Origin of the sequence: Nocardioides sp. NPDC006303, assembly GCF_040613175.1 — a bacterium.
In the GTDB taxonomy this organism is placed as follows: Bacteria; Actinomycetota; Actinomycetes; order Propionibacteriales; family Nocardioidaceae; genus Nocardioides.
In genome coordinates this window covers 187397-212264 of sequence record NZ_JBEXRR010000004.1, presented here as the reverse complement: position 1 = coordinate 212264, position 24868 = coordinate 187397, and the positions used below count along the sequence as shown (strand labels likewise).

Below are 24868 nucleotides of genomic sequence, written 5' to 3'. Positions count from 1 at the left end.
TCACAGGATCCCGTCGAGTACGCCAGGGGTGAGCGGGATGCCCAGACCGACGTAGAAGGCGTACCAGCTGGCGACCGAGAGGACGAGCCCGACGATCACGTCCCGCACGATCGTTCGGCTGCCGAGGCACCAGGCTGCGCCGGCGAACAGCGCCGCGCCCGAGATCGCCCAGCCGAGCAGGTTCACGGTCGCGACCGTGAACAGCAGGACCGCGACCAGCTTGAGGACCGTCAGCCAGTCGGCCGACGAGCTCAGGTCGACGTCCTCGCCCTCCTCGGGCTCCGGCTGGGAGCCGCGGGCGGTGGCGACCGCCAGCAGCACGCCGACGACGACGAGGCCGGTGCCGATGACGTACGGGAAGACGCGGGGGCCGACCGGGTCGGCGAAGCCGACCTCCAGGCCGGTGGCGTCGATGACGGTGTAGATCCCGACGACGACCAGGAACAGGGCCAGGCCGTACTGGGCGACGTCGATCCGGCGCGCCGGGCTCTTGGGCTCGGGGGGTTGGGTTTCGGTTTCGTGGACGCTCACAGCAGATCCAGCTCCTTCAGGGTCGAGGCGACGCGCTGGTCCTGCTCGACCAGCAGGTCGTCGAAGTCGTCGCCGGTCACGAAGGCGTCGGTCCAGCCGTTGTCCTTCAGGGCCTGCTGCCACTGCTTCGAGTCGTGCATCCGGGTGAGCAGGTCGATCAGCTCCTCCCGGCGCTCGTCGCTGATGCCTGGCGGGGCGAGTACGCCGCGCCAGTTGAGGAAGACCAGGTCGATGCCGCTCTCGGTCAGCGTGGGTGCGTCGGCGAAGACGCCGGTGCCGCGCTCGTCGCCCGAGACGGCCAGGACCCGCAGCTCACCGGCCTCCACCTGGCCCTCGAACTCGGCGAGTCCGGAGAAGCCGACGTCGATCTTCTGACCGAGCAGCGCGCTGGTGAGCGGGCCACCGCCGTCGTACGGGACGTACTTGACCTCCTTCGGGTCGATGCCGGCGGCCTCGGCCAGCTGCATCGGGAAGAGGTGGTCGGGGCCACCGGGTGAGGAGCCGCCGCCGACCACGATGGACTCGGGGTCCTCGGCCCAGGCCTTCACCAGGTCGTCGATGGTCTTGAACGGCGAGTCGGCCGGAACCAGCACGCCCTCCTGCTCCTCGATGAGCTGGGCGATCGGGGTGGCGTCCTGGGGACGGGCGTCCACGCCGAAGGAGTAGGTGGAGCCGACGACGCCCAGGCCGATGGTCATGAGCAGGTTGCCGTTGCCCTCCTCGCTCATCAGGCGGGACATCGCGACGGAGCCGCCGGCTCCCAGGATGTTGGTCACCTGGATGTCGCCGCCGGTCATGTCGCCGCGGTCGAGGACTCCCACGGCCGCACGGCCGGTCTGGTCGTAGCCGCCGCCGGGGCTGTTCGGGATCCACATGTCGAGGTCACGGGACTGCTCGCCACGGGTCACGCCGCAGGCCGATGCCGCGGCGAGCAGGCAGGTCACGAGCACGACGGCGAGGGCACGGGTACGGCGTATGCTCGCTGCCCGGACCCGCTGCGGCGGCAGCGGCGGTCGGGGCGGGGACTGCGATGTCGGCGTCGACAACGGCTGGCCTCCAGACTCAGGGGGATGAAACGGTCAGTGGCGATCGTCACAGCCCGAGGTGACCGCCGTCACCATTCGGCAACCAAAGGAGGTTGTGTAACTTGTGGTCACAAGGATCGCGCCGCCACCTGTCGCTGGCCGGGCAGGTGCTGCTGCTGCAGCTCTCGGTGCTGCTGCTCGTCGTCGTGGCGACCAGCATCGTCTCCCTGCGGCAGAGCGACGCCGACTTCCGTGACTCCCGCGAGGACCGGCTGCGCGCCGCCGCGGAGAGCCTGGCCGGGATCGCGGCGATCCAGGACGGACTGACCAGCAGCACCCCCGACCGGCAGGCCCTGGGCTTCTACCTGCAGACCCGCGCCGCCGACGCGGGCGCCGACACCGCCTACCTCACCGCACTAGACGGCACGGTCCTTGTCGCCACCGACCCCACTCGGGTCGGCGAGACCCTCGATCTGGGCAGGCGCGAGACGAGCCGTGCCTGGTCCGGCGACATCGACGACGCCGGCCGCCGGGCGATCGCCGCCCAGGTCCCGGTCTACGGCGGTGGCTCGACCGGTGCGGACGCCGAGGCGCCGCGTCCGGTCGGCGTGGTCGTGGTGACCGAGGACTACCCGCCGCTGACCGAGCGCCTCGCCCGCACCTGGGCCGACGCCCTCACGGTGCTGCTGGCCGGTCTTGCGCTCGGCGTGCTGGGCTCGTGGCTGCTGGCGCGGCTGATCAAGCGGCGTACGCGTGGGCTGGAACCGCGCGACATCGCCGCCCTCGCCGACCACCGCGAGGGCCTGCTGCGCTCGATCCGCGAGGGGGTGCTGGCCGTGGGCGCCGACGGGCGGGTCAGCCTGATGAGCGACAGCGCCCGCGAGCTGCTCGGGCTGACCTCGGACCCGACCGGACACCGTCTCGACGAGCTCGACCTGCCCGCCGAGACGCTCGCCCTGCTCAGCGGACCCGAGGAGGTGCACGACGCGCCGCTGGTCGCCGGTGAGCGGGTGCTGGTGCTCAACCGCAACCGGGTCCACCACGACGGCCGCCCCGCCGGCACCGTCACCACGCTGCGCGACCGCACCGAGCTGGTGGCGCTGCAGAGTGAGCTCAACGCCCGCGAGAGCGTCACCGAGACCCTGCGCGCGCAGACCCACGAGTTCAGCAACCAGCTGCACACCATCACCGGGCTCCTCGAACTGGAGGAGTACGCCGAGGTGGGCCAGTTCGTCACCGGGCTGACCGCACGCCGGGCGGCGCTGAGCGACCACATCACCTCCCGGATCGACGACCCCGCGGTGGCCGCCCTGCTCATCGCCAAGGCCAGCCTGGCCGCCGAGAGGCGGGTGAGCATCGACCTGGAGACGTCGAGCGCGATGCCGCGGCTCACCCCCGACGGGTCGGCCGACGTGGTCACCGTGCTCGGCAACCTGGTCGACAACGCCGTCGACGCGGCCGCGCTGGTCGGGCCGCTCGACGGTCGGGTCGGCGTACGCCTGACGGCCGAGGGCGAGACCGTGACTGTACGCGTCTCCGACACCGGCGGCGGGGTGCCGGCCGAGCGGCTGCCCGAGATCTTCCGGCGCGGCTTCAGCACCAAGCCGCGCGACGCCAGCGGCCGCGGTGTCGGGCTCGCGCTGGTGCAGCTGGTGTGCCGTGCACGCGGCGGCGAGGTCGAGGTGGAGAATAGCGGGTCGGCGGAACGCCCCGGAGCAGTCTTCATCGCAACCCTGCCGGGCGCCGCGCCGCTCGCCCCACCCACCACTGCTGCCCCCGAGGAGGCCCGATGACGTCCGCACCGGAGCTCACCGTGCTCGTGGTCGAGGACGACTTCATGGTGGCCTCGATCCACACCCGCTTCGTGGAGCGCGTCGAAGGGTTCCGCGTCGTCGGCGTGGCAGCGACCGGCTCCCAGGCGCTCGAGGAGACCGCCCGCCTCTCCCCCGACGTGCTGCTCCTCGACGTGCACCTTCCCGACTTCAGCGGCATCGAGCTGCTGCGCCGGCTGCGCGGACGCGGCGACGACGCCGACGTCATCGTCATCACCGCCGCTCGCGAGGCCGACACGGTGCGGGCCGCCGCGGCCGGTGGCGCCGCCCACTACGTGGTGAAACCGTTCCCGTTCGAGGACCTCGCCGCCCGGCTCGATGACGTACGCCGCTCCCGCGAGGCGCTCGCCCGGATCGGGCGGCGAGCCGAGGGAGCCGAGGGTGCCGAGCACCGCGACGAGGTCCAGGCCGGCATCGACGAGGTCTTCAGCCACCAGGGCGCACGCGAGACTCGTGAGCGGCTGCCGAAGGGGCTCAGCGCGGAGACCGCCCGCGCGGTGCTGGCCGCGCTGCAGACCGTCGGTGAGCTCAGCGCCACCGAGTGCGCCGACGCGATCGGAGTCTCACGGGTGAGCGCGCGCCGCTATCTCGAGCACTTCGCGAGCACGGGCCGGATCGGCGTACGTCTCAACTACGGCACCGCCGGGCGGCCCGAGCGGCGCTACCGGGCACTGTCCTGACCAGACTGGCCTAGGCGGACTCGCGGATCACCAGCCTGGTCGGGAGCACGACCGAGGCCTCGACCTCCTCCCCCGCCACCAGACGGAGGATCTGCTCGGCGAGGCGGGTGCCGATCTCGTGGATCGGCTGGTGCACCGTCGTCAGCGGCGGGTCGGTGAACCGCGCGGCCTCGACGTCGTCGAACCCGATCACCGCCACGTCGTCGGGCACCCGGCGGCCGAGCCGGCGCAGTGTACGCAGGGCGCCGTCGGCCATCAGGTCGGAGGCCGCGAAGACGGCGTCGATGCCGGGATCGCGCTGCAGCAGCCGCTCCATCGCGTCGATGCCGGACTGGCGCATGAAGTCACCCTCCTCGACCAGCGGCACGGCCCCCGGCAGCGCCTCGAGACCGGCGAGGTAGCCCGCCAGGCGCTCGCGCCCGGCGACCATGTCCTGCGGCCCGCAGATGGTCGCGATCCGGCGGCGGCCGAGGCCGATGAGGTGGTCCATCGCCGCCTTCACGCCGCTGGCGTGCTCGACGTCGATGTACGGCACGGTCGCCTCGCCCAGCGGCCGCCCGCTGGTGACGACCGGGACGCCCGCTACCCGCAGCTCCTCGGGCAGGGTGTCGGCGCCGTGCATCGAGGCCAGCACGACACCGTCGACGGTGCGGCCGTGCACGTAGCGCAGGATCCGGTCGTGGCTCGATTGCGTCGAGGCGAGCAGCAGCACCAGCTGCTTGTCCGCCTTCTCCAGCGCTTCCCCGACACCCCGGATCACGCCGGGGAAGAACGCGTCGTCGGAGAAGACCCGGGTCGCGGACTCCGGCAGGATCAGGGCGATGGAGTCCGTACGCTGCGTCACCAGGCTCCGCGCCGCGGGGTTCGGCACGTAGCCGAGGTCGGCGATGGCCTGGCGGATGCTCTCGGCGACGTCGGGTCGCACGGTCGTGGAGCCGTTGACGACGCGCGAGACCGTCGCTCGCGAGGCCCCGGCCGCCCGCGCCACCGTCTCCAGCGTCGGCCGGCCGGCCGGGGTCTCGTTCATGAGTGGAACCTATCGCCTCCCGCTCACCGGGAGAACGTGAACCAGTTGAGGTTGACGAAGTCGGCCGGCTGGCCGCTGGTGAACCGCAGGAACACCGTGTGCGTGCCGGTCACCCCGCTGATGCTGCCCGGGACCGTACGCCAGCTCTGCCAGCCTCCGGTGTTGGCCACCGAGAAGCTGCCGATCGGGGCATTGTTCACGTTGTCGAGGCGTACCTCGACCAGGCCGCTGACCCCTGCGGGCGCGCCGGAGGCGACCCGGGCCGAGAACGTACGGGCGGCGCTCGAGCCGAAGTTCACGCCGTCGTAGCGGAGCCAGTCGCCGTTGCCGAGGTAGCCGACGTTCTGACCGCCACCGGTGTCGGCGGTCGCCTCGGTCTGGGTGCCGCTCTGGGCGTTGTAGGACTCGGCCTGGATGGTCGAGTAGGCGTCCCGATTGCCCGGGGCGGGCGGGTCGGTCGGTTCGGTGGTGCCGCCGCCCTTGGAGTAGACCGCGACGTAGTCGACCAGCATCGGCACGCCGGAGGCGGTCGCCGAGGTCGGGTTGCCGGGCCAGCCGCCGCCGATCGCGACGTTGAGGATGATGAAGAAGCCGTGGCTGGTCGCGTTGTTCCAGGTCGTCGCGTCGACCTGGTCGGAGCGGACCGTGTGGTAGAGCGTGTTGTCGACGTAGAACCGGATCTGCTGCGGGCTGGTGCTGCGGTCCCACTCCATCGCGTAGGTGTGGAACGACGACTGGCAGGTCGAGCCCGGGCAACCCTGGAGGGTCCCGCCGAGGCCGGTGGTCTCGTTGCACGGGCCGCCGGGCGAGGTGCCGCAGTGGAGCGTGCCCCACACCTGGTTGGCGCCGTTGACGTTCTCCATGATGTCGATCTCGCCGATGCCCGGCCAGTTCCAGTAGTTGCCGCGGAAGGGCTCTCCCAGCATCCAGAACGCCGGCCAGATGCCCTGGGCCGCCGCGCCGGTGACGTTCGGCATCTGGATGCGACCCTCGACGCGGAGCACGCCGCCGGAAGGCGGCTGGAAGTCGGTGCGGGTGGTCTCGATGCGCCCGGAGGTCCAGTTGCCGGCGCCGTCGCGGATCGGCTTGATGACGAGGTTGCCGTTGCCGTCCTGGTAGACGTTCTGGGTGCTGTCGCTGTGGTAGGCGATCTCCCCGGTGCCCCAGTTGGCGGCGCCACCGGGGTAGGAGTGGCCGATGTCGTACATCCAGTTGTTGGTGTTGATCCGCGACCCGGCCGCGCCGGTGAAGTCATCGCTCCACACCTTCGTCCAGCCGGCCGGGGTGCCCGGCTCCGACGCCTCCGACGCCTGCCCGAACGATGACAGCGGGATCGCCACCGCGACCACGCCGGCCGCGACCACAGCGGCTCCTAATGCCTTGAGACTTCTCATGATGACTCGCTTCCCGATGAATGAGCGATGAGTCTGGCGACTCGTGAGAGCGCTCTCTCGGATGATGGTCCCAAAGTCGATGTGACCCACGTCACCGAATCCCGAACTCTTTAACAACCCGCCGAGTCGGCTCGTTCTGACCGAAAACAGCGCCGAGTCGGCTCGTCATGACGAGCCGACTCGGCGTACTTGACGTACGGAACGTTGCTAGTTGGCGGTGTAGGTGCGCTGAGCGGCTTCGCCGGTCTTGCCGAGGGCCTTGGCCTTGCCGTCGCCCACTGCGACCTTGAGGGAGCCGTCGGAGGTCTGTACGCGAAGCGGCGGGGTGACCTGGAGCTCCTTGGACTCGCCGAAGGCGAGGTCGCCGCTGAAGACCACCTTGCCGCGCGAGTCGCGGACGACCACGTGGGCACCGCCACCGGCAGCGGAGATGGTCACCGGTACGGGCGAGGACTTGCCGTAGGGGCTGTCGGTGCCGGCAGAGCCGTCGAGCTGGATCGCTCCGGCCTCGGGCTCGTGCTGGGTGCCGTCGATGACCAGGCGCGCGACCGACCAGACCAGGATGACCGCCATCACCGCGGCGACCAGGACCGACCAGGACGGACCGCCCCGCATCCGCCGCACGGGGCGGATCGCCGCGCTGTGGGCGAGCTCGGCCTCGAAGACGGCGCGCGGGCTGACCGGGCCGGAGGCGTACTTCTCGTCATAGGTGCGCAACAGCGGAGCGACCTCGATGCCGAGGACACGCGCCAGCGTACGCAGGTGGCCACGGGCGTAGAAGTCGCCGCCGCAGGGGCCGAAGTCGTCGACCTCGATCGCCTCGATGACGTGCGGACGGATCCGGGTCCACTCGGCCAGGCCGTCCATGTCCAGGGCCAGCCGGCGGCGGGCCGCGGCGATCTCGGCACCGATCTCGGGGACCTTGGTCGGCACCACCTCGGTGGGCTCGTCGTCGACACCGTCGATGGCGAGCGCCTTGACCCCCTCGTCGGGCACCGCGATCGGACGTACGCCCTCGGGCTCGGAGTCCTCGACGTCCGGGTCGTTCGCGAAGACCTGGGTCTCCTCGTCGACATCCACCTCGTCGATGTCCGCGTCGGCGAACGCCGCCTCCGCCAGATCCAGCTGAAGCGCGTTCGCGCCGTGGACGGCGATGGTCTCCTGCGGCTCCTCGGGCACGTAGCGTACGTCCACCCGGACCGCCGTCGAGGGCTCACGCAGCGGCGCGACGGGCTCCGCCCTGACCTCCGCCTTCACGTCGGGCTCGGGGTCGGTCTTCGGCGTCGTCTCGTCCTGGTTCGTGTCCCGGTCCACCTGGTCCTGCTCCGCCTCGTCCACCACGTCTGCGGCATTGATATCAGGCTCGTCCAAGACCCTGAGCATCCGGGGGTTGGTGTCTCCGGCCCGCCCGGAGAGGGGAGGGCGGACCGCGGTGTCACCGTCGTCCGAGGCGGCATCGGCAATGTGGTCTTCGGTGCTCTCGTCGGTGTCCGTCTCGGGCTCCTCCACGTCGAGCGCGGGGTCGATCTCGACGACCTCGACGCCGTCGGCCGCCACGATCGCGATGGCCTCGGTGACGTCGTCACCGGCGCCCAGGACGCGGGTGGAGAGGCCGAGCGGAAGGGAGAACGGAAGGCCGTAGAGGCGCTCGGTCAGCATCGCCTGGCGCCGGGCGGTCGGCGAGAGCTCATCGAGCACCTCGTCCTCGTCGTGCAGGAGCACGCCGATGCGGCCGTCCTTCCAGAACCGCTCGATCCCGTCCGGACGCGGGGTGTGCTCGACAGACTCGATCTTCGACCACGGGATGCCCTGCCAGGTCTGGCCGAAGCGGAGGCGTACGCCCTGCTCGTCCACGAGCAGCAGCGGCATCCGGGAGTCCCAGGCCGTCCAGCCCTGCACCGCCGCGACGACGAGCAGGATCAGGCCGACCAGGTAGCCCTCGATGCCGCCACGCAGCACGAAGGCGATGCCGACGAGCAGCGACGCGAGCGCCACCACCAGCGCGAGGCGGCCGTTGCGGCGTACCTCGACGACGTCGACGTCATGGGCCTCGACGGCCTCGACGGCCTCGACGTTCTCGGCAGGGTCAACGGTCTCGACCGCCGGTGAATTCTCGCTCACATCTCCCCCTGGATCGTTGCGATGACGCCGTCGATCTCGTCCGGCTTGACGAGTACGTCGCGTGCCTTGGAGCCCTCGGAGGGACCGACCACCCCGCGCGACTCGAGAATATCCATCAGGCGGCCGGCCTTGGCGAACCCGACGCGGAGCTTGCGCTGCAGCATCGAGGTCGATCCGAACTGGGTCGAAACGATCAGCTCGATCGCCTGGATGACCAGGTCCATGTCGTCGCCGATGTCGTCGTCCAGCACCCGCTTGGACTCCGCGGGAGCGGTCACATCCTCGCGGTAGGACGGCTCCAGCTGGCCCTTGACGCTCTTGACGACCGCGTTGACCTCCGACTCGGAGACCCACGAGCCCTGCACACGGATCGGCTTGGAGGAGCCCATCGGCAGGAACAGCCCGTCACCCTGGCCGACCAGCTTCTCCGCACCGGGCTGGTCGAGGATGACGCGCGAGTCGGCCAGCGACGAGGTCGCGAAGGCGAGCCGCGAGGGCACGTTGGCCTTGATCAGACCCGTGACCACGTCGACCGAGGGCCGCTGCGTGGCCAGCACCAGGTGGATGCCGGCGGCACGGGCGAGCTGGGTGATACGTACGACCGCGTCCTCGACGTCGCGCGGGGCGACCATCATCAGGTCGGCGAGCTCGTCGACGATGACCAGCAGGTAGGGGTAGGGCGACAGGACCCGCTCGGAGTCGGGCGGGAGCTGCACCTTCCCGGCGCGTACGGCCTTGTTGAAGTCGTCGACGTGACGGAAGCCGAAGTTGGCCAGGTCGTCGTAGCGCATGTCCATCTCGCGTACGACCCAGGCCAGCGCCTCGGCGGCCTTCTTCGGGTTGGTGATGATCGGCGTGATCAGGTGCGGCACGCCCTCGTAGGAGTTGAGCTCGACCCGCTTGGGGTCGACCATGATCATCCGCACCTCGTCGGGCGTGGCCCGCATCAGCACCGAGGTGATCATCGAGTTGATGAAGGACGACTTACCCGAACCGGTCGCACCCGCGACCAGCAGGTGGGGCATCTTGGCGAGGTTGGCGACCACGAAGCCGCCCTCGACGTCCTTGCCGACACCGGTGATCATCGGGTGGTGGTCGCCGCGGGCGGCGTTGGAGCGGAGCACGTCACCGAGGGTGACGATCTCCTTGTCGCTGTTCGGGATCTCCACGCCGACGGCCGACTTGCCGGGGATCGGCGAGAGGATGCGTACGTCGGCGGAGGCCACCGCGTAGGCGATGTTCTTCTGGATGCCGGTGATCTTCTCGACCTTCACGCCGGCGCCGAGCTCCACGATGTAGCGGGTGACCGTCGGGCCACGGGTGTAGCCGGTGACCGCGGCGTCGATGTTGAACTCCTCGAGCACCGCCTGGAGCCGGCTGACGATGTCGTCAGAGGCCTTGGAGCGGGCCTTGTGCGGCGAGCCGGGCTTGAGCAGGTCGCTGCCCGGGAGCGTGTACGCGACGTCGCCGGCGAGCATGAGCTGCTCGACGCGCTGGGGCAGCTCGGCGTGCGGCGGCGGCTCGAGGTCGCGCCGCTTGCCGGGCTTCGGTGCCGTGTCGCTTACCGCGGGCATGAGGCCCGCCGCGTCGCTGGGCACTGCCTCGTCGGGCTGGGTGTCGGCGTCCGGGTCTTCGTCGAGGGCGAGCGCGATGTCGAGCCCGTCCTTCTTGCGCTTCTTCTTCGGCTTCTCCTCCTCGAGGAGCGGCGTCTCGTAGGGCTCGAAGCCCTCCGGGTCGAAGGTGTCGTCGTCGGCGAAGAGCTTGTTGCCCCGGCGCACCCGCCGGATGTTGGTGCCGCTCTCGCTCATCTCCTCGGGCGGGGTCAGGCCGAGCGCCCGGTCGCGCAGCTCCATCAGGCGACTCGGCACCTGGTAGAGCGGGGTCCCGGTGATCACCAGGATCCCGAAGACGACGAGGAGGGACAGGAGCACGACGACCACAGCCGTCGAGCGCATGACGTCGAGCAGCAGGCTGGCCACGACGTAGCCGATCGCGCCGCCGGCCCACTGCAGCTCGGTGCTGTCGCCCGAGGTGGGCTGCGGGTTGCCGTTGGCGATCTGGATAATGCCGAGTGTGGCCATCAGGAACGCGGCCCAGCCGATCGCGAGCCGGCCGACCGGGGCGGCGTTGACCGGGTCGCGCATCAGCCGGGCACCAGCGACGACGAGCCCGACCGGCACCAGCCAGCCGACCTTGCCGACGACGCCGGCGACGGCGATGCGGACCACGTCGAAGAACTGTCCGCCGAGCTGGAACCAGACGCCGGCGGCGACGAGGACCGAGAGGCCGATCAGGAACAGGCCGGCGCCGTCGCGCCGGTGCTCCGGCTCGAGGTCACTGGCGGCCTGGCCACCGACGCGGAAGATGGCCGCCACTCCCCCGGCGATCGCCAGCCACAGGCTGGCGATGGTGGAGAAGATGGCGTCGAAGAGGACCGCGATCGGGCTGGGCCCGTTGCGAACGGCACGAGGTGGCGTACGGTTCGTCGTCTTCCGGTTGGTCGATTTTGCGGCGGGACGGCGCTTGTTCTGGCCCTTGTTCGGCGCTGCCTTTGAGCGGGCCCGGCTCGTGGCCGTTGCTCGCTTTGTCGTGGTCGTACTCCGGGGACGGGTGCTCTTATTGGTGGTCGAGCTCCGCGAACCCGGCGGGGAAGACGTACGGGTCGCCATACAAGCAGGGTATTTGACCGAGCGGCCTGGCTCCGGGACCCCATGGGGGTGTGTTGCATCGGTGTAGTTTGCCGCCATGCAGAGCCTCGCGGTCCTCATCGCCCTTCTCACCGCCGCCGATGCCGTGGCGGACTGGACCTGCGTCTGGTTCGGCTGGCGACGGGTCCACTACTTCACCAAACCTCTGGTGATGGTGGGGCTGATGGTGTTGGTGGGACTCGTCAGCGACGGCGAAGCGGCGGCGTTGTGGCTGATCGTCGCGCTCTTCTTCGGGATGCTCGGCGACATCTCGATGATCGGCTCCTCGGCGCGGCGGTTCCTCGGCGGCGTGGGGCTCTTCTTCGTCGGTCACCTGGCGTACGCCGTGACCTTCCTCGCCCTCGGGCTGGAGACCCCGAGGTGGTCCTGGGCCGGCTTCGCCGTCGCGGTCGCCCTGGCGATCCCGATGGGCCGGGTGCTCCGGGGCGCCCGCCAGATGGGCGGTGTGCCGATGGCGGCGGCCCTGGCGGCGTACTCCCTGGTGATCGCCACCATGCTCGTGCTCGGCTGGCTGACCGGGAGCGTGTGGATCGCCGCGGGTGCGACGATCTTCGTCGTCAGCGACACCCTGATCGGGCTCAACCTCGCCGAGCACGGCAATGCGCCGCCGCGCCTGACCAACGTGCAGATCATGGTGACCTATCACGTCGGCCAGGCGCTGATCACGGCTGGCGTGCTTCTAGCGCTCGCCTAGGCCTCAATGACGACGGGAACGATCATCGGGCGGCGACGGTGGGTGCTGGAGACCCAGCGCCCGAACGTACGCCGGATGGCCTGCTGCAGCTGGTAGGTGTCGGTCGCACCCTCGGAGATGGCGCGGTTGACCGCCTTGACGATCGGCTGCTTGATCGGCTCGAAGGCGTTGTCGGGCCACACATGGCCGCGGGCATGGATCTCGGGGCCGCTGGCGACGGTGCCCTTGACCGAGTCGACCACGACGACGATCGAGACGAAGCCCTCCTCGGACAGGATCCGGCGGTCCTTGAGCTCGGACTCGGTGACGTCCCCGACGGTGGTGCCGTCGACGAAGACGTAGCCGCACTCGACCTTGCCCGCGATCTCGGCCTTGCCGTCGATGAGGTCGACGACGACGCCGTCCTCGGCGTAGACGACGCTCTCGACGCCGGTCTGGCGGGCCAGGTCACCGTTGGCGAGCAGGTGACGCACCTCGCCGTGGACGGGCATCACGTTGCGTGGGCGGACGATGTTGTAGCAGTAGAGCAGCTCGCCGGCGCTCGCGTGGCCCGAGACGTGCACCAGGGCGTTGCCCTTGTGGACCACGTTGGCGCCCAGACGGGCGAGCCCGTTGATCACCCGGTAGATCGAGTTCTCGTTGCCCGGGATCAGGCTGCTGGCCAGCAGGACAGTGTCGCCCGGCTCGATGTGCACGAAGTTGTGGGTGCCGTTGGCGATGCGGGACAGCGCCGACATCGGCTCGCCCTGAGAGCCGGTCGAGACCATGACGACCTTCTCCGGCGGCAGGTCGGCGAGCTCCTTGGCGTCCACGATGACGTCCTCGGGCACGTGCAGGTAGCCCAGGTCGGAGGCGATCTGCATGTTGCGTACCATCGACCGACCGACGTACGCCACCTTGCGGCCGTGTGCGACCGCACTGTCGAGCACCTGCTGGACGCGGTGCACGTGGGAGGCGAAGCAGGCCACGATGATGCGCTGGTCGGACTCGCGGAAGACCTGCTCGATCGCGGGCGCGATCTTCTTCTCCGCGGTCGTGAAGCCGGGGACCTCGGCGTTGGTGGAGTCGGTGAGGAACAGGTCCACACCCTCCTCGCCGAGCCGGGCGAACGCGCGCAGGTCGGTGATCCGGCCGTCCAGCGGCAGCTGGTCCATCTTGAAGTCGCCGGTGTGCAGCACGAGGCCGGCGCCGGTGCGGATCGCAACCGCGAGCGCGTCCGGGATGGAGTGGTTGACGGCGACGAACTCGAGCTCGAACGGCCCGAAGGAGATCGTGTCGCCCTCGCGTACCTTGTGCTGGACCGTCTCGCGCAGGCGGTGCTCGCGCAGCTTCGAGCCGAGCAGGGCCAGGGTCAGCTCGGAGCCGACCAGCGGAATGTTCTGGCGCTCGCGGAGCAGGTAGGGCGTCGCGCCGATGTGGTCCTCGTGACCGTGGGTCAGGACCAGCGCCTCGATGTCGCCGAGCCGGTCACGGATCGGACCGAAGTCGGGCAGGATCAGGTCGACCCCGGGCTGCTGCTCCTCGGGGAAGAGGACGCCGCAGTCGACGATCAGCAGCCGGCCGTCGTACTCGAAGACGGTCATGTTGCGGCCGACCTCGCCGAGGCCGCCGAGAGGGGTGACCCGCAGGCCGCCCTTGGGGAGCTTGCCGGGTTCGGTCAGCTCCGGGTGTGGGTGAGACAAAGGCGTTCCTTCTAGAGAAGGCCAGAGGCCTCCAGCCCGGCTCGCAGCGCCTCGACCTCGTCGCTGTCGAGAGCCACCAGGGGCCCTCGTACGTTGCGGTTGTCGATCACGCCGGTCAGCTCGAGAGCGGCCTTGGCAGTGGTGGCTCCGTAGTTCGGGACGCCCATGATGGCGTCGATCGCGGGGAGCATCCGCGCATAAGTCTTGCGGGCGGTCTCGATGTCACTCGCCGCGAAGGCGTCGATCATCGTCCGCGTCTGGTCGCCGAGCACGTGGGCGGCGACGCTGATCACGCCGACGGCGCCGTGCGCCAGCCAGGCGAGGGTGAGCGCGTCGTCACCGGAGTAGATCGAGTAGCCGAGGTCGAGCAGCCGGGTGCCGCGCGGGAAGTCGCCGGCGGCCTCCTTGACCGCGACGACGGTGTCCCAGGTGATCGCCTCGCGGTAGGTGTCGAGGGTGATCGGGGAGCCGGTGCGGCCGGGAACGTCGTAGAGGATGACCGGGGCGTCGGTCGCGGAGACGACGGTGCGGAAGTGCTCGCGGATGCCGCGCTCGCCCGGCTTGTTGTAGTAGGGCGTCACCAGCAGCAGGCCGTCGGCGCCGATCGACGCCGCCTGCTTGGCGAGCTGGACCGTGGTGCGGGTGTCGTTGGTGCCGATGCCGGCCACGATCTTGGCGCGGTCACCGACGGCGTCCTTGACGGCGGCCAGGATCTCGCCGTCCTCGGCCGGAGTGGTGGTCGGCGACTCGCCGGTGGTGCCGGAGACGACGATGCCGTCGTGGCCGTGATCGACCAGGTGCTTGGCGACTTTCTGGGTCTGCTCCAGGTCGACCGAGCCATCGTCGTTGAACATCGTGACGAGTGCGGAGAGCACGGTGCCGAAGGGAGCATCAGTCATGGCGTACAGACTATCGTCAGACGCGCGGCATGACCTCGTCGGCTACGAGTGCGAGATGGTCGAGATCGCTCAGGTCGAGCACCTGGAGGTAGATGCGGCTCGCGCCGACGTCCTCGAACCGCTTGATCTTGGCGACGACCTCGTCCGGCGTGCCGGCCAGGCCGTTCTCACGCAGCTCGGCCGGCTCGCGGCCGATCGCCTGCGCACGGCGGGCGATCTCGTCCTCGTCACGGCCGACACAGAGCACCTGGGCGGCGGAGTAGATGATCGAGTCGTCCCGGCCGGCCGCCTCGACGAAGCGCCCGACGTTCTCGAACAGCGCCAGCGAGTCCTCGACGGAGACGAACGCGGCGTTGAACTCGTCGGCGAAAGTGGCGGCCAGCGTCGGCGTACGCTTCTTGCCGCCGCCGCCCACGATCACCGGGATCGAGCCGGCGTGGCCACGGGTCTGGATCGGCTTCGGCAGGCCCGGGCTGTCCTTGATCGTGTAGTGCTTCCCGTTGAAGTCGAAGGTCTCCCCCGGCTCGGTCGCCCACAGCCCGGTGATGATCTCGAGCTGCTCCTCCAGCCGATCGAACCGCTCTCCCAGGGCCGGGAACGGGATCCCGTACGCCTCGTGCTCCTGCTCGAACCAGCCTGCTCCCAGGCCGAGCTCGACCCGGCCCTCGGACATGTCGTCCACATTGGCGGCCTGGATGGCCAGCACACCCGGAAGGCGGAAGGTCGCCGAGGTGACCAGCGTGCCGAGCCGGATCGTGCTCGTGTCGCGGGCCAGGCCGGCGAGCGTCGTCCACGCGTCGCTCGGTCCGGGCAGTCCGTCGACCGAGCCCATCTTCAGATAGTGGTCGGAGCGGAAGAACGCCCCGAACCCCAGCTCCTCGGCCTTCTTGGCGACAGCGAGAATGTCGGCGTAGGACGCCCCCTGCTGAGGCTCGGTGAAGATGCGTAGCTCCATGCCGTTTACCTTAGAGGGGCGAGACACCTACTCGCGCGTCAGGGAGCACGAGCGAGGAAGACGCGGTCGTACGCCTCGTGGGGCTCACGCTTCGTCTCGACCCACTCCGCCTGGTCGAAGGGCGGGTAGAGGACGTCACCCTCGGGAGTCAGGTGGACCCGGGTGATGACCTGCTCGGTGGCGTACGGCATCGCTGCTGCGTAGACCTGCGCGCCGCCGGCGATGACCGTGTCGCCCTGCTCCTTCGCGGCCAGGGCGAGGGCGGTTTCGATGTCGTGGGCGACCAGCACGCCGTCGTACGACCAGGTCTTGTCGCCGGTCAGAACCACCGTGGTGCGACCCGGGAGGGGGCGGCCGATGGACTCGAAGGTGGTGCGGCCCATGACGAGCGTGTGGCCCATCGTGATCGCCTTGAACTCGGCCTGCTCGCCGGGGATCTTCCAGGGGATGTCGGGGCCGTTGCCGATGACGCCGTTGTCAGCGACCGCCGCGACCATCACGACGCGCCCCGAACCGGCCTCAGACGGCAACAGGGGCCTTGATGCCGGGGGCGGGGTCGTAGCCCTCCACCGTGATGTCCTCGAGCTCGAACGCGTCGATGTCCTTGACGTCCGGGTTGAGCCGCAGGGTCGGCAGCGGCCCCGGCTTGCGGGTGAGCTGGAGACGGGCCTGCTCGAGGTGGTTGCTGTAGAGGTGGGCGTCGCCGAGCGTGTGCACGAAGTCGCCGACCTCGAGCCCGGTCACGTGGGCGACCATGTGGGTGAGCAGGGCGTAGGAGGCGATGTTGAACGGCACCCCCAGGAACACGTCGGCGGAGCGCTGGTAGAGTTGCAGGCTCAGCTTGCCGTCGGCGACGTAGAACTGGCACAGCGTGTGGCACGGCGGCAGCGCCATGTCGTCGATGTCGGCCGGGTTCCAGGCGCTGATCACGTGGCGGCGGCTGTCGGGATCGGTGCGGATCTGGTCGATGATCTTGGCGATCTGGTCGACGTGGCGCCCGTCCGGGGTCGGCCAGGAGCGCCACTGGTAGCCGTAGACCGGCCCCAGGTCGCCGTTCTCGTCGGCCCACTCGTCCCAGATCGTGATGCCCCGCTCCTGGAGCCAGCGCACGTTGGTGTCGCCGCGCAGGAACCAGAGCAGCTCCCCGAAGACCGAGCGGGTATGGACCTTCTTCGTCGTCAGCAGCGGGAAACCCTCGCTGAGGTCGTAGCGGGTCTGGTGACCGAAGACGCTGATCGTGCCCGTCCCGGTGCGGTCGGACTTCTCCACGCCCTCGTCGAGGATGCGGGTCAACAGATCGAGGTAGGACTGCACGGCCCCAGCCTAGGTCAGAGCTCCACCGTCCCACGGATGGTGGTCAGTGTGTCTCCGCCCACCCACACCTGGTCCCCGACCCGCTCGACGTACACCCGCCCCCGCCGCTTCATGACGGTCCCTTGAGAAGCGACGTACGCCTCGGGGAGCTGCGTCCCCGCCAGCCACTGCCCCAGCGCGGCGTTGAGCGACCCGGTGACCGGGTCCTCGAAGGCGACGCCGTCGGCCGGGAAGTACGCCCGGACCTCGACCGCGCACTCGCTGCCCTCGGGGTAGCGCCCGACGAGACCGACCTTGTGACTCCCCAGAGCGGCGTGGTCGGGCGTCACGGCCAGCACAGCCTCCGCGTCGGCGAGCATCACGCCCACCCAGCCCGGCCCGTTGTCGCACCACCGCGCGTCCTTGATGTCGCCGCGCTCGATCTGCAGGCCCTTGGCGATCGCGCCCAACCTGTCCTCGTCGACCTCACCGCCGCGGCGCAGCTCCGGCGCCGCGAAGGCGATCCGGTCGTCACTGCGCAGCTCGACCAGACCGACACCGCACTCCTGCACCAGGCTCGCGCCCTTGGGCTTCCCGCCCGCCTCCAGCCACGCGTGCGCCGACCCGAGCGTCGGGTGACCGGCGAACGGCAGCTCGCCGCTGACCGTGAAGATCCGTAGCCGGTAGTCGGCAGCCGGGTCCGTCGGGGTCAGCAGGAACGTGGTCTCGGACAGGTTGGTCCACCGCGCGAAGGCAGCCATCTGCTCGTCGGTGAGGCCGTCGGCCCCGTGTACGACGGCGACCGGGTTGCCCAGCAGCGGCTCGTTGGTGAAGACGTCGACCTGGCGGAACTCATAGGCACTCACGCGCCCGAGGCTACTGGTCGGATCGGAATCAGGGACGGCCCGGGAAGTGGAGCTGCCATTGAGGGGACAGGTGAGTCGGTACGCCAGGAAGACGCCTCGCCACCAGCTGGCGATGGATTCGGTTCAGGGTGTTGCCCGGGGTGTTGTAGATGTCCTTGGCGATGAAGACGAGGATGCGCCAGCCGTCGTCGTCGATCTTCTCCCGGCGGCCGAGGTCCGACTCCCACTGGTCCTCGCGCTCGACGTGCTGGCGCCCGTCGTACTCGACGATCAGCTTGATCGACGGCCAGCACAGGTCGTACTTGCGAAAGTCTAGCTCGCTCTCCTCCCCCACCAGCTGATTGACCAACGGCTCGGGGAGACCGGCAAGCACGATCAACATCCGCAGGCGGGTCTCCATCGGCGAGTCGACGCCGATACGCACGTAGGCCAGCGCCCGACGAGCGGCCGCCGCACCTGGGCCCGTGGCCTTGGAGCAGTAACGCTGGTGACGGGCTAGCCCGTTGGGGTTCTTCCGCACCAGATAGTCACCGACCACGACGAGGTCGACCAGCGAGAGCAGCGTGGCGAGCTCGACGAAGTTCTGCTCGATCATCGAGACCCGCACCTCGTTCACGCTCCTGACCTCAGCTTTCGGCGCGCAATGACAGACGACCCCAGCGATCCGGTGACGGTCCTTCTGCGTCATCACGGTGACGTGCTCACCCGGCAGCGCCGGCAGCGGAAGCCCCGCTATCCGGGCCGCGGTGGCGTGGCTGGCGAAGGCGGTGTTTGCGTACGTCATCAGCGCTGCTTCGCCACGAATCAGCGGGGTCAACTCGACGTCCGCCGCCACGAACACGCCCGTGTGCAGACGTACGAAACTGGGCCCGCGAAGCCGGTTCGGCGTGATGCCCGACGCGAGCGCCTGCTTTCGGGTGAACGGACGAGACGGGTCGAACGGCACCTCGTCAGACTCGATGTCGACGTCAGGGACCGGCTCGGATCCAGCTGATGCGTTCACACCGACAGCATCGAACAATCCCGCAAACCCTGCAGAAGTTATCCACAGGCATCACCGCGTCGGTTCAGACGCCGACGACAATGCCCCTCAAGGGTCAAGATGGTGGTCGCATCGAGGGTAGAGACCACCACATCGACCCTTGAGGGGCGAGGTCGTGGATGTGCGTCAGGCCGTGAGCTTCATCGGACCGTAGACCTGCCGGTCGTGCTCGAAGAGCACAACCGCGGCCACGCCGGCGTCCAGGAGGTCCTGCCAGACCTCGCCCACCCACGACTCGGCGTCGCTCTGGTTGGCGAAGCGCTGGCCGGCGAGGTCCCCGTCGACCGACACCTCGGCACCCGAGGCGTCGACGAGCTGCCACCACCACGGCCGGTCTGCCGCAGACGGCTGCTTGAACACCGAAGGAACGTCCGGGATGCTCATCAGCCCTCCCGAACGTGCGAAGGGACGAAGGGAGGCTTGGTGAGCTGGAAGATCTCGCGGCGGCCGCGTACGTCGATGCCGATCTCGGCCTCGGGGTTGACCGTGGTCGAGACGAGCACCAGGCCGACGCCCTTCTTCAGCGTGGGCGAGAAGGTGCCGGATGTGACCTCGCCGACCGGTACGTCGGCGGTCAGGGAGGCGGTCATGTGTGGGCGTGGGATGCCTCGCCCGACGGCGACGATGCCGCGCAGGGCGCGCTTCGGGCCGGCCTCCTTCTCGGCGACCAGCTTGTCGCGGCCCCAGAAGGCATCCTTCTTCCAGCCGACGGCCCAGCCGAGGCCGGCCTCGTTGGGAGTGACGTCGAGGGCGATGTCCTGGCCGTGGAGCGGGTAGCCCATCTCCGTACGCAGGGTGTCGCGGGCACCGAGGCCGCACGGCACCGCGCCCATCGCCTCGCCACGGGACACCAGCGCGTCCCAGAGCGCACCGGCGGCCTCGTTGGCGACGATCAGCTCGTAGCCGCGCTCACCGGAGTAGCCGGAGCGGCACACGACGACGCCGATCTCGTCACCGAGTACGTCGGGGGCGGCAGCCTCCACGAAGGACATGTATTCGTGACCGGCCGGCAGCCCGACCGCCTCGAGCAGGTCGTCGGACTTCGGCCCCTGGACGGCGAGCACCGCGTAGTCGCGGTGGTGGTCGGCGAGGTTGATCCCCTCGGGCGCGGCCTCCTGGAGCCGGCGCACGACCTCGGGGGTGTTGGCGGCGTTGGGAACGATCAGGACGTGCTCGTCGTCGCGGTAGTAGGCGATCAGGTCGTCGACGATGCCGCCGGTCTCCTCGTCGCAGCACAACGTGTACTGGGCCTTGCCCGGCTTGATCCGGTTGAGGTCGTTGGTGAAGGACGCGTTGACGAAGTCGGCCGCACCCGGCCCGCTGATCATGACCTTGCCCAAGTGGCTGACGTCGAAGACCCCGACGGCCTCACGGACCGCCGTGTGCTCCTTGACGACGCCGGAATACTCCAGCGGCATCGACCAGCCGCCGAACTCACCGAACTTCGCGCCGAGCCCGACGTGGTTTTCGTGCAGAGGGGACTGGAGCAGCTCCGACCCGCCCCCCGTGGAGGTCTCTTCAGCCATACCGCGAACTTATCGCACCAGGCCGACACTCCCCGGTCGGCGCCCCCTCCGGGCGCGCCACACCTAGACTGCACGGCGTGACCCTGCCTGACATCACCTACACGCTGCGTACCGCCTCCCCCGCCAAGACTCGTGCCGAGGCGGTCGTCGTCGGCATCGGCCAGGGCGCGAAGGCTGTCGAGGTGACTGCCGGCGCGGAGGACGTCAAGGCCGCCTACGGCCGCCGGTGGCCGGGGATGCTCGCCACGCTCGGCGTCAGCGGCAAGGCCGGCGAGATCACCCGCCTGCCCGCAGGGAACGAGATCGGCGCCCAGCTCCTCGTGCTGGTCGGGCTCGGCAAGCCCGGTGCGGACGGGAACTACTCGGCCGATGCCGTACGCCGCGCCGCCGGCGCCGCCGCCCGCGCGGTGCCCAACGCGACCTCCGTCGCCGTGTCCCTTCCGGCCGACACCCCGGACCTGGTGCGCGCCGTCACCGAGGGCTACGTCCTCGGCGGCTACACCTACACGACCTACAAGTCGAACAACGGCAAGTCGGGTAAGGACAGTAGCGGGCCGAGCGATGTCGCGATCCTGAGCGCGATCGCGCGGCGTACGGACGCGGTCACCGCCTTCGAGGAGGCGCAGGTCCTCGCCCAGGCGGTCGCCGGCACGCGGGAGTGGGTCAACATCCCGCCGGCCGACCTGACTCCCCCGTCGTTCGCCGACGCCATCGCGCACGTGGCCGGGCTGGTCGAGGGCGTCGAGACGACCGTGTACGACGAGGAGCAGCTCGCCGAGCTCGGCTGCGGCGGCATCCTCGCGGTGGGCATGGGCTCGGCGGCCATGCCGCGCCTGGTCGAGCTCACCTACTCCCCCGACGATGCGCGCGGCCACATCGCGCTGGTCGGCAAGGGCATCACCTTCGACTCCGGTGGCCTCACCATCAAGCCGGGCAGCTCGATGTCCACGATGAAGTCGGACATGGCCGGTGCCGCCGCGGTGGCCCAGGCGACCTTCGCGATCGCCCGCCTCGGGCTGCCGGTGAAGGTCTCCGCGTTCGTGCCGATGGCGGAGAACATGGTCTCCGGCTCGTCCTACCGCCCCGGTGACGTGGTCACCCACTACGGCGGCACGACCGTCGAGGTCTCCAACATGGACGCCGAAGGCCGGATGATCCTCGCCGACGCCCTCGTACGGGCCACCGAGGTCTCGCCGGACCTGATCCTCGACGTCGCCACCCTCACCGGTCACATGGTGATGGCGCTGGGCGACCGGGTCAGCGGCGTACTCGGCTCCGAGGACGTCGTCGACCGTGTTCTCGCCGCCGCCGACGTCGCCGGCGAGCAGATGTGGCCGATGCCCATCCCGGAATGGATGGACGAGCGAATCCGTTCCTCCAAGGTGGCCGACCTCAACCAGCACGACTGGATCCGCTGGGGCGGTGGGCTGTACGCAGCCGCCTTCCTGCGCGAGTTCACCGGCGGTCTCCCCTGGGCCCACCTCGACATCGCCGGACCGTCCTTCAACAGTGGCGGCGCCTCCGGCCATCTCACTCCCGGAGGCACGGGTGTGGCGGTGGCAACACTGGTGGACTACGTACGCGAGATGGCTACCGATCAGTAGTGGTCCGGTTGACACAGCGCTGCGGGGGTAGTGACAAGATGGGCTCCGTGATCGACGCCCTTGGCCGCACATCTGGCGGCATCATGAGTGCGTCGGGCAGGTGTCGGCCCAGACCGATGCGACTCTCTCCTCGCCGAGCCCTTGGGCTCGGTCGTGGTGACGCGCGTGTCCGGACATACAAGTAGAGCAACGAACAGACGTAGAACGAAGGAATCCATGGCCACCGAAGTAACTCTCCCGGCACTCGGCGAGTCCGTCACCGAGGGCACCGTCACCCGCTGGCTCAAGCAGGTCGGCGACACGGTTGCGGTCGACGAGGCCCTGCTGGAGGTCTCCACCGACAAGGTCGACACCGAGATCCCCTCGCCCGTCGCGGGCACCCTGCTCGAGATCAAGGCCGCTGAGGACGACACCGTCGAGGTCGGTGGCCTGCTCGCCGTCATCGGCGCTGCCGACGAGGCCGGCGCCGATGAGGCTCCCGCGGAGCCCGCCGCGCCTGCGGCCGAGCCCGAGGCTGCCGCTCCCGCCGCTGAGCCCGAGGCTCCGGCCGCTCCGGCCGAGCCCGAGGCTCCCGCCGAGCCCGCCGCCCCTGCGGCTCCGGCGCCCGCCGCCGGCGGAAACGCCACCGAGGTTGCTCTCCCCGCCCTGGGTGAGTCGGTCACCGAGGGCACCGTCACCCGCTGGCTCAAGCAGGTCGGCGACGCGGTCGCCGTCGACGACGCGCTGCTCGAGGTCTCGACCGACAAGGTCGACACCGAGATCCCTTCGCCTGTCGCCGGCACCCTGCTCGAGATCAAGGTCTCCGAGGACGAGACCGTCGAGGTCGGCGCCGTGCTGGCGCTCGTCGGTGACGCCGGCGCCGCTCCCGCTTCCGAGCCCGAGCCCGCCGCCCCGGCCCCGGAGCCCACCCCCGAGCCCGAGCCGGCTCCTGCCCCGGAGCCCGCTCCCGAGCCCGCTCCGGCCGCCGCCGCACCCGCGCCGGCTCCTGCTGCGCCGGCTCCGGCCGCGCCCGCCCCCTCTGCTCCGGCTCCTGCGGCCCCGGCTCACGCCGCGCCGTCCACCGACGGTTCCCCGGCCATCCAGCCCGGCGGCTACGTGACCCCGCTCGTGCGCAAGCTCGCGGCCCAGCACAACGTCGACCTCGACACCGTCCAGGGTTCGGGCGTCGGTGGCCGCGTCCGCAAGGAGGACATCCTCCAGGCGGCCGCCGCGAAGTCGGCTCCGGCCGCTGCCCCGGCAGCCGCCGCTCCGGCTGCCTCGGCTGCTCCGGCCGCTTCCGCCGCCGCCCCCACGGCCCCGTCGCCGCTGCGTGGCACCACCGAGAAGATCTCGCGTCTGCGCAAGGTGATCGCCGAGCGGATGACCGAGTCGCTGCACACCGCGGCTCAGTTGACCCAGGTCATGGAGGTCGATGTCACCAACATCGCCCGCCTCCGTGAGGCCAACAAGGCCGGGTTCCTGCAGCGCGAAGGTGTCAAGCTGACCTACCTGCCGTTCTTCGCCAAGGCCGCGATCGACGCGCTCAAGGTGCACCCGAAGCTCAACGCCGGGATCGACATCGAGGCCGGCACGGTCACCTACTACGACCGCGAGAACATCGCCTTCGCCGTCGACACCGCGAAGGGTCTGCTGACCCCCGTCGTCAAGGACGCGGGCGACCTCTCGATCGCCGGCATCGCGAAGAAGATCGCGGACGTGGCCGACCGCACGCGCAACAACAAGATCACCCCGGACGAGCTCTCCGGCGGCACCTTCACGATCACCAACCTGGGTTCGTTCGGTGCGCTCTTCGACACCCCGATCATCAACCAGCCGCAGGTCGCCATCCTCGGCCCGGGTGCTGTCGTGAAGCGTCCGGTCGTCATCGACGACCCGGACCTCGGCGAGACGATCGCGGTGCGCTACATGGTCAACGTCGCGCTGACCTACGACCACCGTCTGGTCGACGGCGCCGACGCCGGCCGCTTCCTCCAGGACGTCAAGAAGCGCCTCGAGGCTGCTCAGTTCGAGATCTGAGCCGGTGAGCAACGAGCGGCGCGGTCCCCACGGGGGCCGCGCCGCTCGTCATCTCACCAGATGAGGGCTACATGTCCATGTCGGACATGTCGGTGATCTTGCCGCTCGGCTTCTGGATGCTCACTGGCTCGCCGTGAGCGGACAGGTCGAAGACGATGTTCCCGGAGTCTCCGCCGTCCATCCTCAGGCGCACCAGCCGACCCTCGGAGTCGACGTTGACATCGACGATCGAGACCTCCGCTCCGAAGTCCGACTCACCCGCATCGAACGTGTAGTGCGCGGTGTCGACGCTGTCGATCGCCTCCTGCCCGACGTACGTCGTGGTGTCCGCAGAGATCGCGTGGGTGACAGAGTCCAGGAAGAGGTTGGGCGCCGGCATCATCGCGGACATCACGGTGGCGAACCCGCCCATCACCCATTCGCCATCCATGCTGGCGTACGTGGTGTCGTCGAGAGTGACGAACTCGACCGCGCTCGGTCCGTCCTCACCGCTGATCTCGCCCTTCACGTGGAAGGCCATCGGGTCCTGCTGATAGTCGCCTTCGCCGGTTCCGGCGATCTTCTCGCCCTCCTCGACGGCGTTGATCTCCATGTCGACGTGGACCGTCGACAGGGACTCGGCGGCCGCTTTCACGACCTTCATGGCCTCGGACGCCGATAGCGTGGTGCCGGGCTCGATCGAAGGTACGGCATCGGCCGCGGACGCCGTGTCTTTCGCCTCGTTGCCGGTCTCACCGCACGCCGCAACGGTGCAGGTCGCGGTCAGAGCGAGGGCGACCGCCGCGATGCGGCGACGGTTCTGGGTGGTACGCACGTCTGTGTGCCTTTCAAGACTGATCCGAAGACCGATCGCTCCCGAGCGCGGCCAGTCGAAACAGGCGCATTCTGCACACGGTCTCTTTACCCCCGCCGGGATATCGCCAAACCGTTATCCGTCCGAGCCGGCGTTTCACCATTCCGGTCACTGCCCGGC

The 24868-nt window shown here is 69.8% G+C and carries 21 protein-coding genes; 5 read left to right on the top strand and 16 right to left on the bottom strand.

What is annotated here, in order from left to right:
• On the bottom strand, positions 1-531 hold the full coding sequence (locus ABZY89_RS05615; protein WP_355225344.1) for a tripartite tricarboxylate transporter TctB family protein: 531 nt from the start codon (positions 529-531) through the stop codon (positions 1-3).
• Positions 528-1481, bottom strand: coding sequence for a tripartite tricarboxylate transporter substrate-binding protein (locus ABZY89_RS05610; protein WP_355225342.1), 954 nt, complete (start codon positions 1479-1481; stop codon positions 528-530). Before ABZY89_RS05610 ends, ABZY89_RS05615 begins: the two co-directional genes overlap by 4 nt.
• Positions 1482-1678: 197 nt before the next feature.
• Here ABZY89_RS05610 and ABZY89_RS05605 point away from each other — a divergent pair, with 197 nt between their 5' ends.
• Positions 1679-3349, top strand: a complete 1671-nt coding sequence (locus tag ABZY89_RS05605) for an ATP-binding protein (RefSeq protein ID WP_355225340.1) — start codon at positions 1679-1681, stop codon at positions 3347-3349.
• On the top strand, positions 3346-4068 hold the full coding sequence (locus tag ABZY89_RS05600) for a response regulator (RefSeq protein ID WP_355225338.1): 723 nt from the start codon (positions 3346-3348) through the stop codon (positions 4066-4068). The genes ABZY89_RS05605 and ABZY89_RS05600 overlap by 4 nt, the downstream gene beginning before the upstream one ends.
• A gap of 10 nt (positions 4069-4078) precedes the next feature.
• On the opposite strand, the gene ABZY89_RS05595 is transcribed toward ABZY89_RS05600, so the two are convergent.
• From ABZY89_RS05595 to ABZY89_RS05580, 4 genes are all read right to left on the bottom strand, one after another.
• Positions 4079-5095, bottom strand: a complete 1017-nt coding sequence (locus ABZY89_RS05595) for a LacI family DNA-binding transcriptional regulator (protein ID WP_355225336.1) — start codon at positions 5093-5095, stop codon at positions 4079-4081.
• A 23-nt stretch (positions 5096-5118) separates the two neighbouring features.
• Complete coding sequence (locus ABZY89_RS05590; protein ID WP_355225334.1) at positions 5119-6489, bottom strand: glycoside hydrolase family 16 protein; 1371 nt, start codon at positions 6487-6489, stop codon at positions 5119-5121.
• Between the two features lie 207 nt (positions 6490-6696).
• Positions 6697-8610: a helix-turn-helix domain-containing protein gene (locus ABZY89_RS05585; protein ID WP_355225332.1), complete on the bottom strand. Its 1914-nt coding sequence runs from the start codon at positions 8608-8610 to the stop codon at positions 6697-6699.
• Positions 8607-11279: a DNA translocase FtsK 4TM domain-containing protein gene (locus tag ABZY89_RS05580; RefSeq protein WP_355225330.1), complete on the bottom strand. Its 2673-nt coding sequence runs from the start codon at positions 11277-11279 to the stop codon at positions 8607-8609. The genes ABZY89_RS05585 and ABZY89_RS05580 overlap by 4 nt, the downstream gene beginning before the upstream one ends.
• A 76-nt stretch (positions 11280-11355) precedes the next feature.
• On the opposite strand from ABZY89_RS05580, the gene ABZY89_RS05575 reads away from it, so the two are divergent.
• The gene (locus ABZY89_RS05575) at positions 11356-12012 is read left to right on the top strand and encodes a lysoplasmalogenase (RefSeq protein WP_355225328.1); all 657 of its coding nucleotides are present in this window, start codon (positions 11356-11358) and stop codon (positions 12010-12012) included.
• Here the strand turns inward: ABZY89_RS05575 and ABZY89_RS05570 are convergent.
• From ABZY89_RS05570 to gcvT, 9 genes are all read right to left on the bottom strand, one after another.
• On the bottom strand, positions 12009-13694 hold the full coding sequence (locus ABZY89_RS05570; RefSeq protein WP_355225326.1) for a ribonuclease J: 1686 nt from the start codon (positions 13692-13694) through the stop codon (positions 12009-12011). The two genes, ABZY89_RS05575 and ABZY89_RS05570, sit on opposite strands and share 4 nt — an antisense overlap.
• 11 nt (positions 13695-13705) lie before the next feature.
• Positions 13706-14593 carry a 4-hydroxy-tetrahydrodipicolinate synthase gene (gene dapA, locus ABZY89_RS05565; protein WP_355225324.1) on the bottom strand — a complete coding sequence of 296 codons (888 nt, stop codon included), beginning with the start codon at positions 14591-14593 and terminating at the stop codon, positions 13706-13708.
• Positions 14594-14609: 16 nt separating this feature from the next.
• On the bottom strand, positions 14610-15548 hold the full coding sequence (locus ABZY89_RS05560) for an LLM class F420-dependent oxidoreductase (RefSeq protein ID WP_355225322.1): 939 nt from the start codon (positions 15546-15548) through the stop codon (positions 14610-14612).
• Positions 15549-15586: 38 nt separating this feature from the next.
• Positions 15587-16078, bottom strand: a complete 492-nt coding sequence (locus ABZY89_RS05555; protein WP_355225320.1) for a dihydrofolate reductase — start codon at positions 16076-16078, stop codon at positions 15587-15589.
• Positions 16068-16862, bottom strand: a complete 795-nt coding sequence (locus ABZY89_RS05550) for a thymidylate synthase (RefSeq protein ID WP_355022008.1) — start codon at positions 16860-16862, stop codon at positions 16068-16070. The genes ABZY89_RS05555 and ABZY89_RS05550 overlap by 11 nt, the downstream gene beginning before the upstream one ends.
• A gap of 14 nt (positions 16863-16876) precedes the next feature.
• Positions 16877-17707: a PhzF family phenazine biosynthesis protein gene (locus ABZY89_RS05545; protein WP_355225318.1), complete on the bottom strand. Its 831-nt coding sequence runs from the start codon at positions 17705-17707 to the stop codon at positions 16877-16879.
• A gap of 28 nt (positions 17708-17735) precedes the next feature.
• Complete coding sequence (locus ABZY89_RS05540; protein ID WP_355225316.1) at positions 17736-18710, bottom strand: DUF559 domain-containing protein; 975 nt, start codon at positions 18708-18710, stop codon at positions 17736-17738.
• Positions 18711-18875: 165 nt separating this feature from the next.
• Positions 18876-19133 (bottom strand): hypothetical protein, encoded by a 258-nt coding sequence (locus ABZY89_RS05535; RefSeq protein ID WP_176883497.1) that lies wholly within the window; start codon positions 19131-19133, stop codon positions 18876-18878.
• Positions 19133-20275: a glycine cleavage system aminomethyltransferase GcvT gene (gcvT, locus tag ABZY89_RS05530; RefSeq protein WP_355225313.1), complete on the bottom strand. Its 1143-nt coding sequence runs from the start codon at positions 20273-20275 to the stop codon at positions 19133-19135. The genes ABZY89_RS05535 and gcvT overlap by 1 nt, the downstream gene beginning before the upstream one ends.
• A gap of 77 nt (positions 20276-20352) precedes the next feature.
• Between gcvT and ABZY89_RS05525 the strand changes: the two genes are divergently transcribed.
• A complete protein-coding gene (locus ABZY89_RS05525) occupies positions 20353-21879 on the top strand; it encodes a leucyl aminopeptidase (protein WP_355225311.1) in 1527 nt (508 codons plus the stop codon).
• A 216-nt stretch (positions 21880-22095) separates the two neighbouring features.
• Positions 22096-23895, top strand: a complete 1800-nt coding sequence (gene sucB, locus ABZY89_RS05520; RefSeq protein WP_355225309.1) for a 2-oxoglutarate dehydrogenase, E2 component, dihydrolipoamide succinyltransferase — start codon at positions 22096-22098, stop codon at positions 23893-23895.
• 67 nt (positions 23896-23962) lie between these two features.
• Here the strand turns inward: sucB and ABZY89_RS05515 are convergent, their stop codons facing one another.
• A complete protein-coding gene (locus ABZY89_RS05515; RefSeq protein WP_355225307.1) occupies positions 23963-24709 on the bottom strand; it encodes a DUF6612 family protein in 747 nt (248 codons plus the stop codon).
• Positions 24710-24868 lie beyond the last annotated feature (159 nt).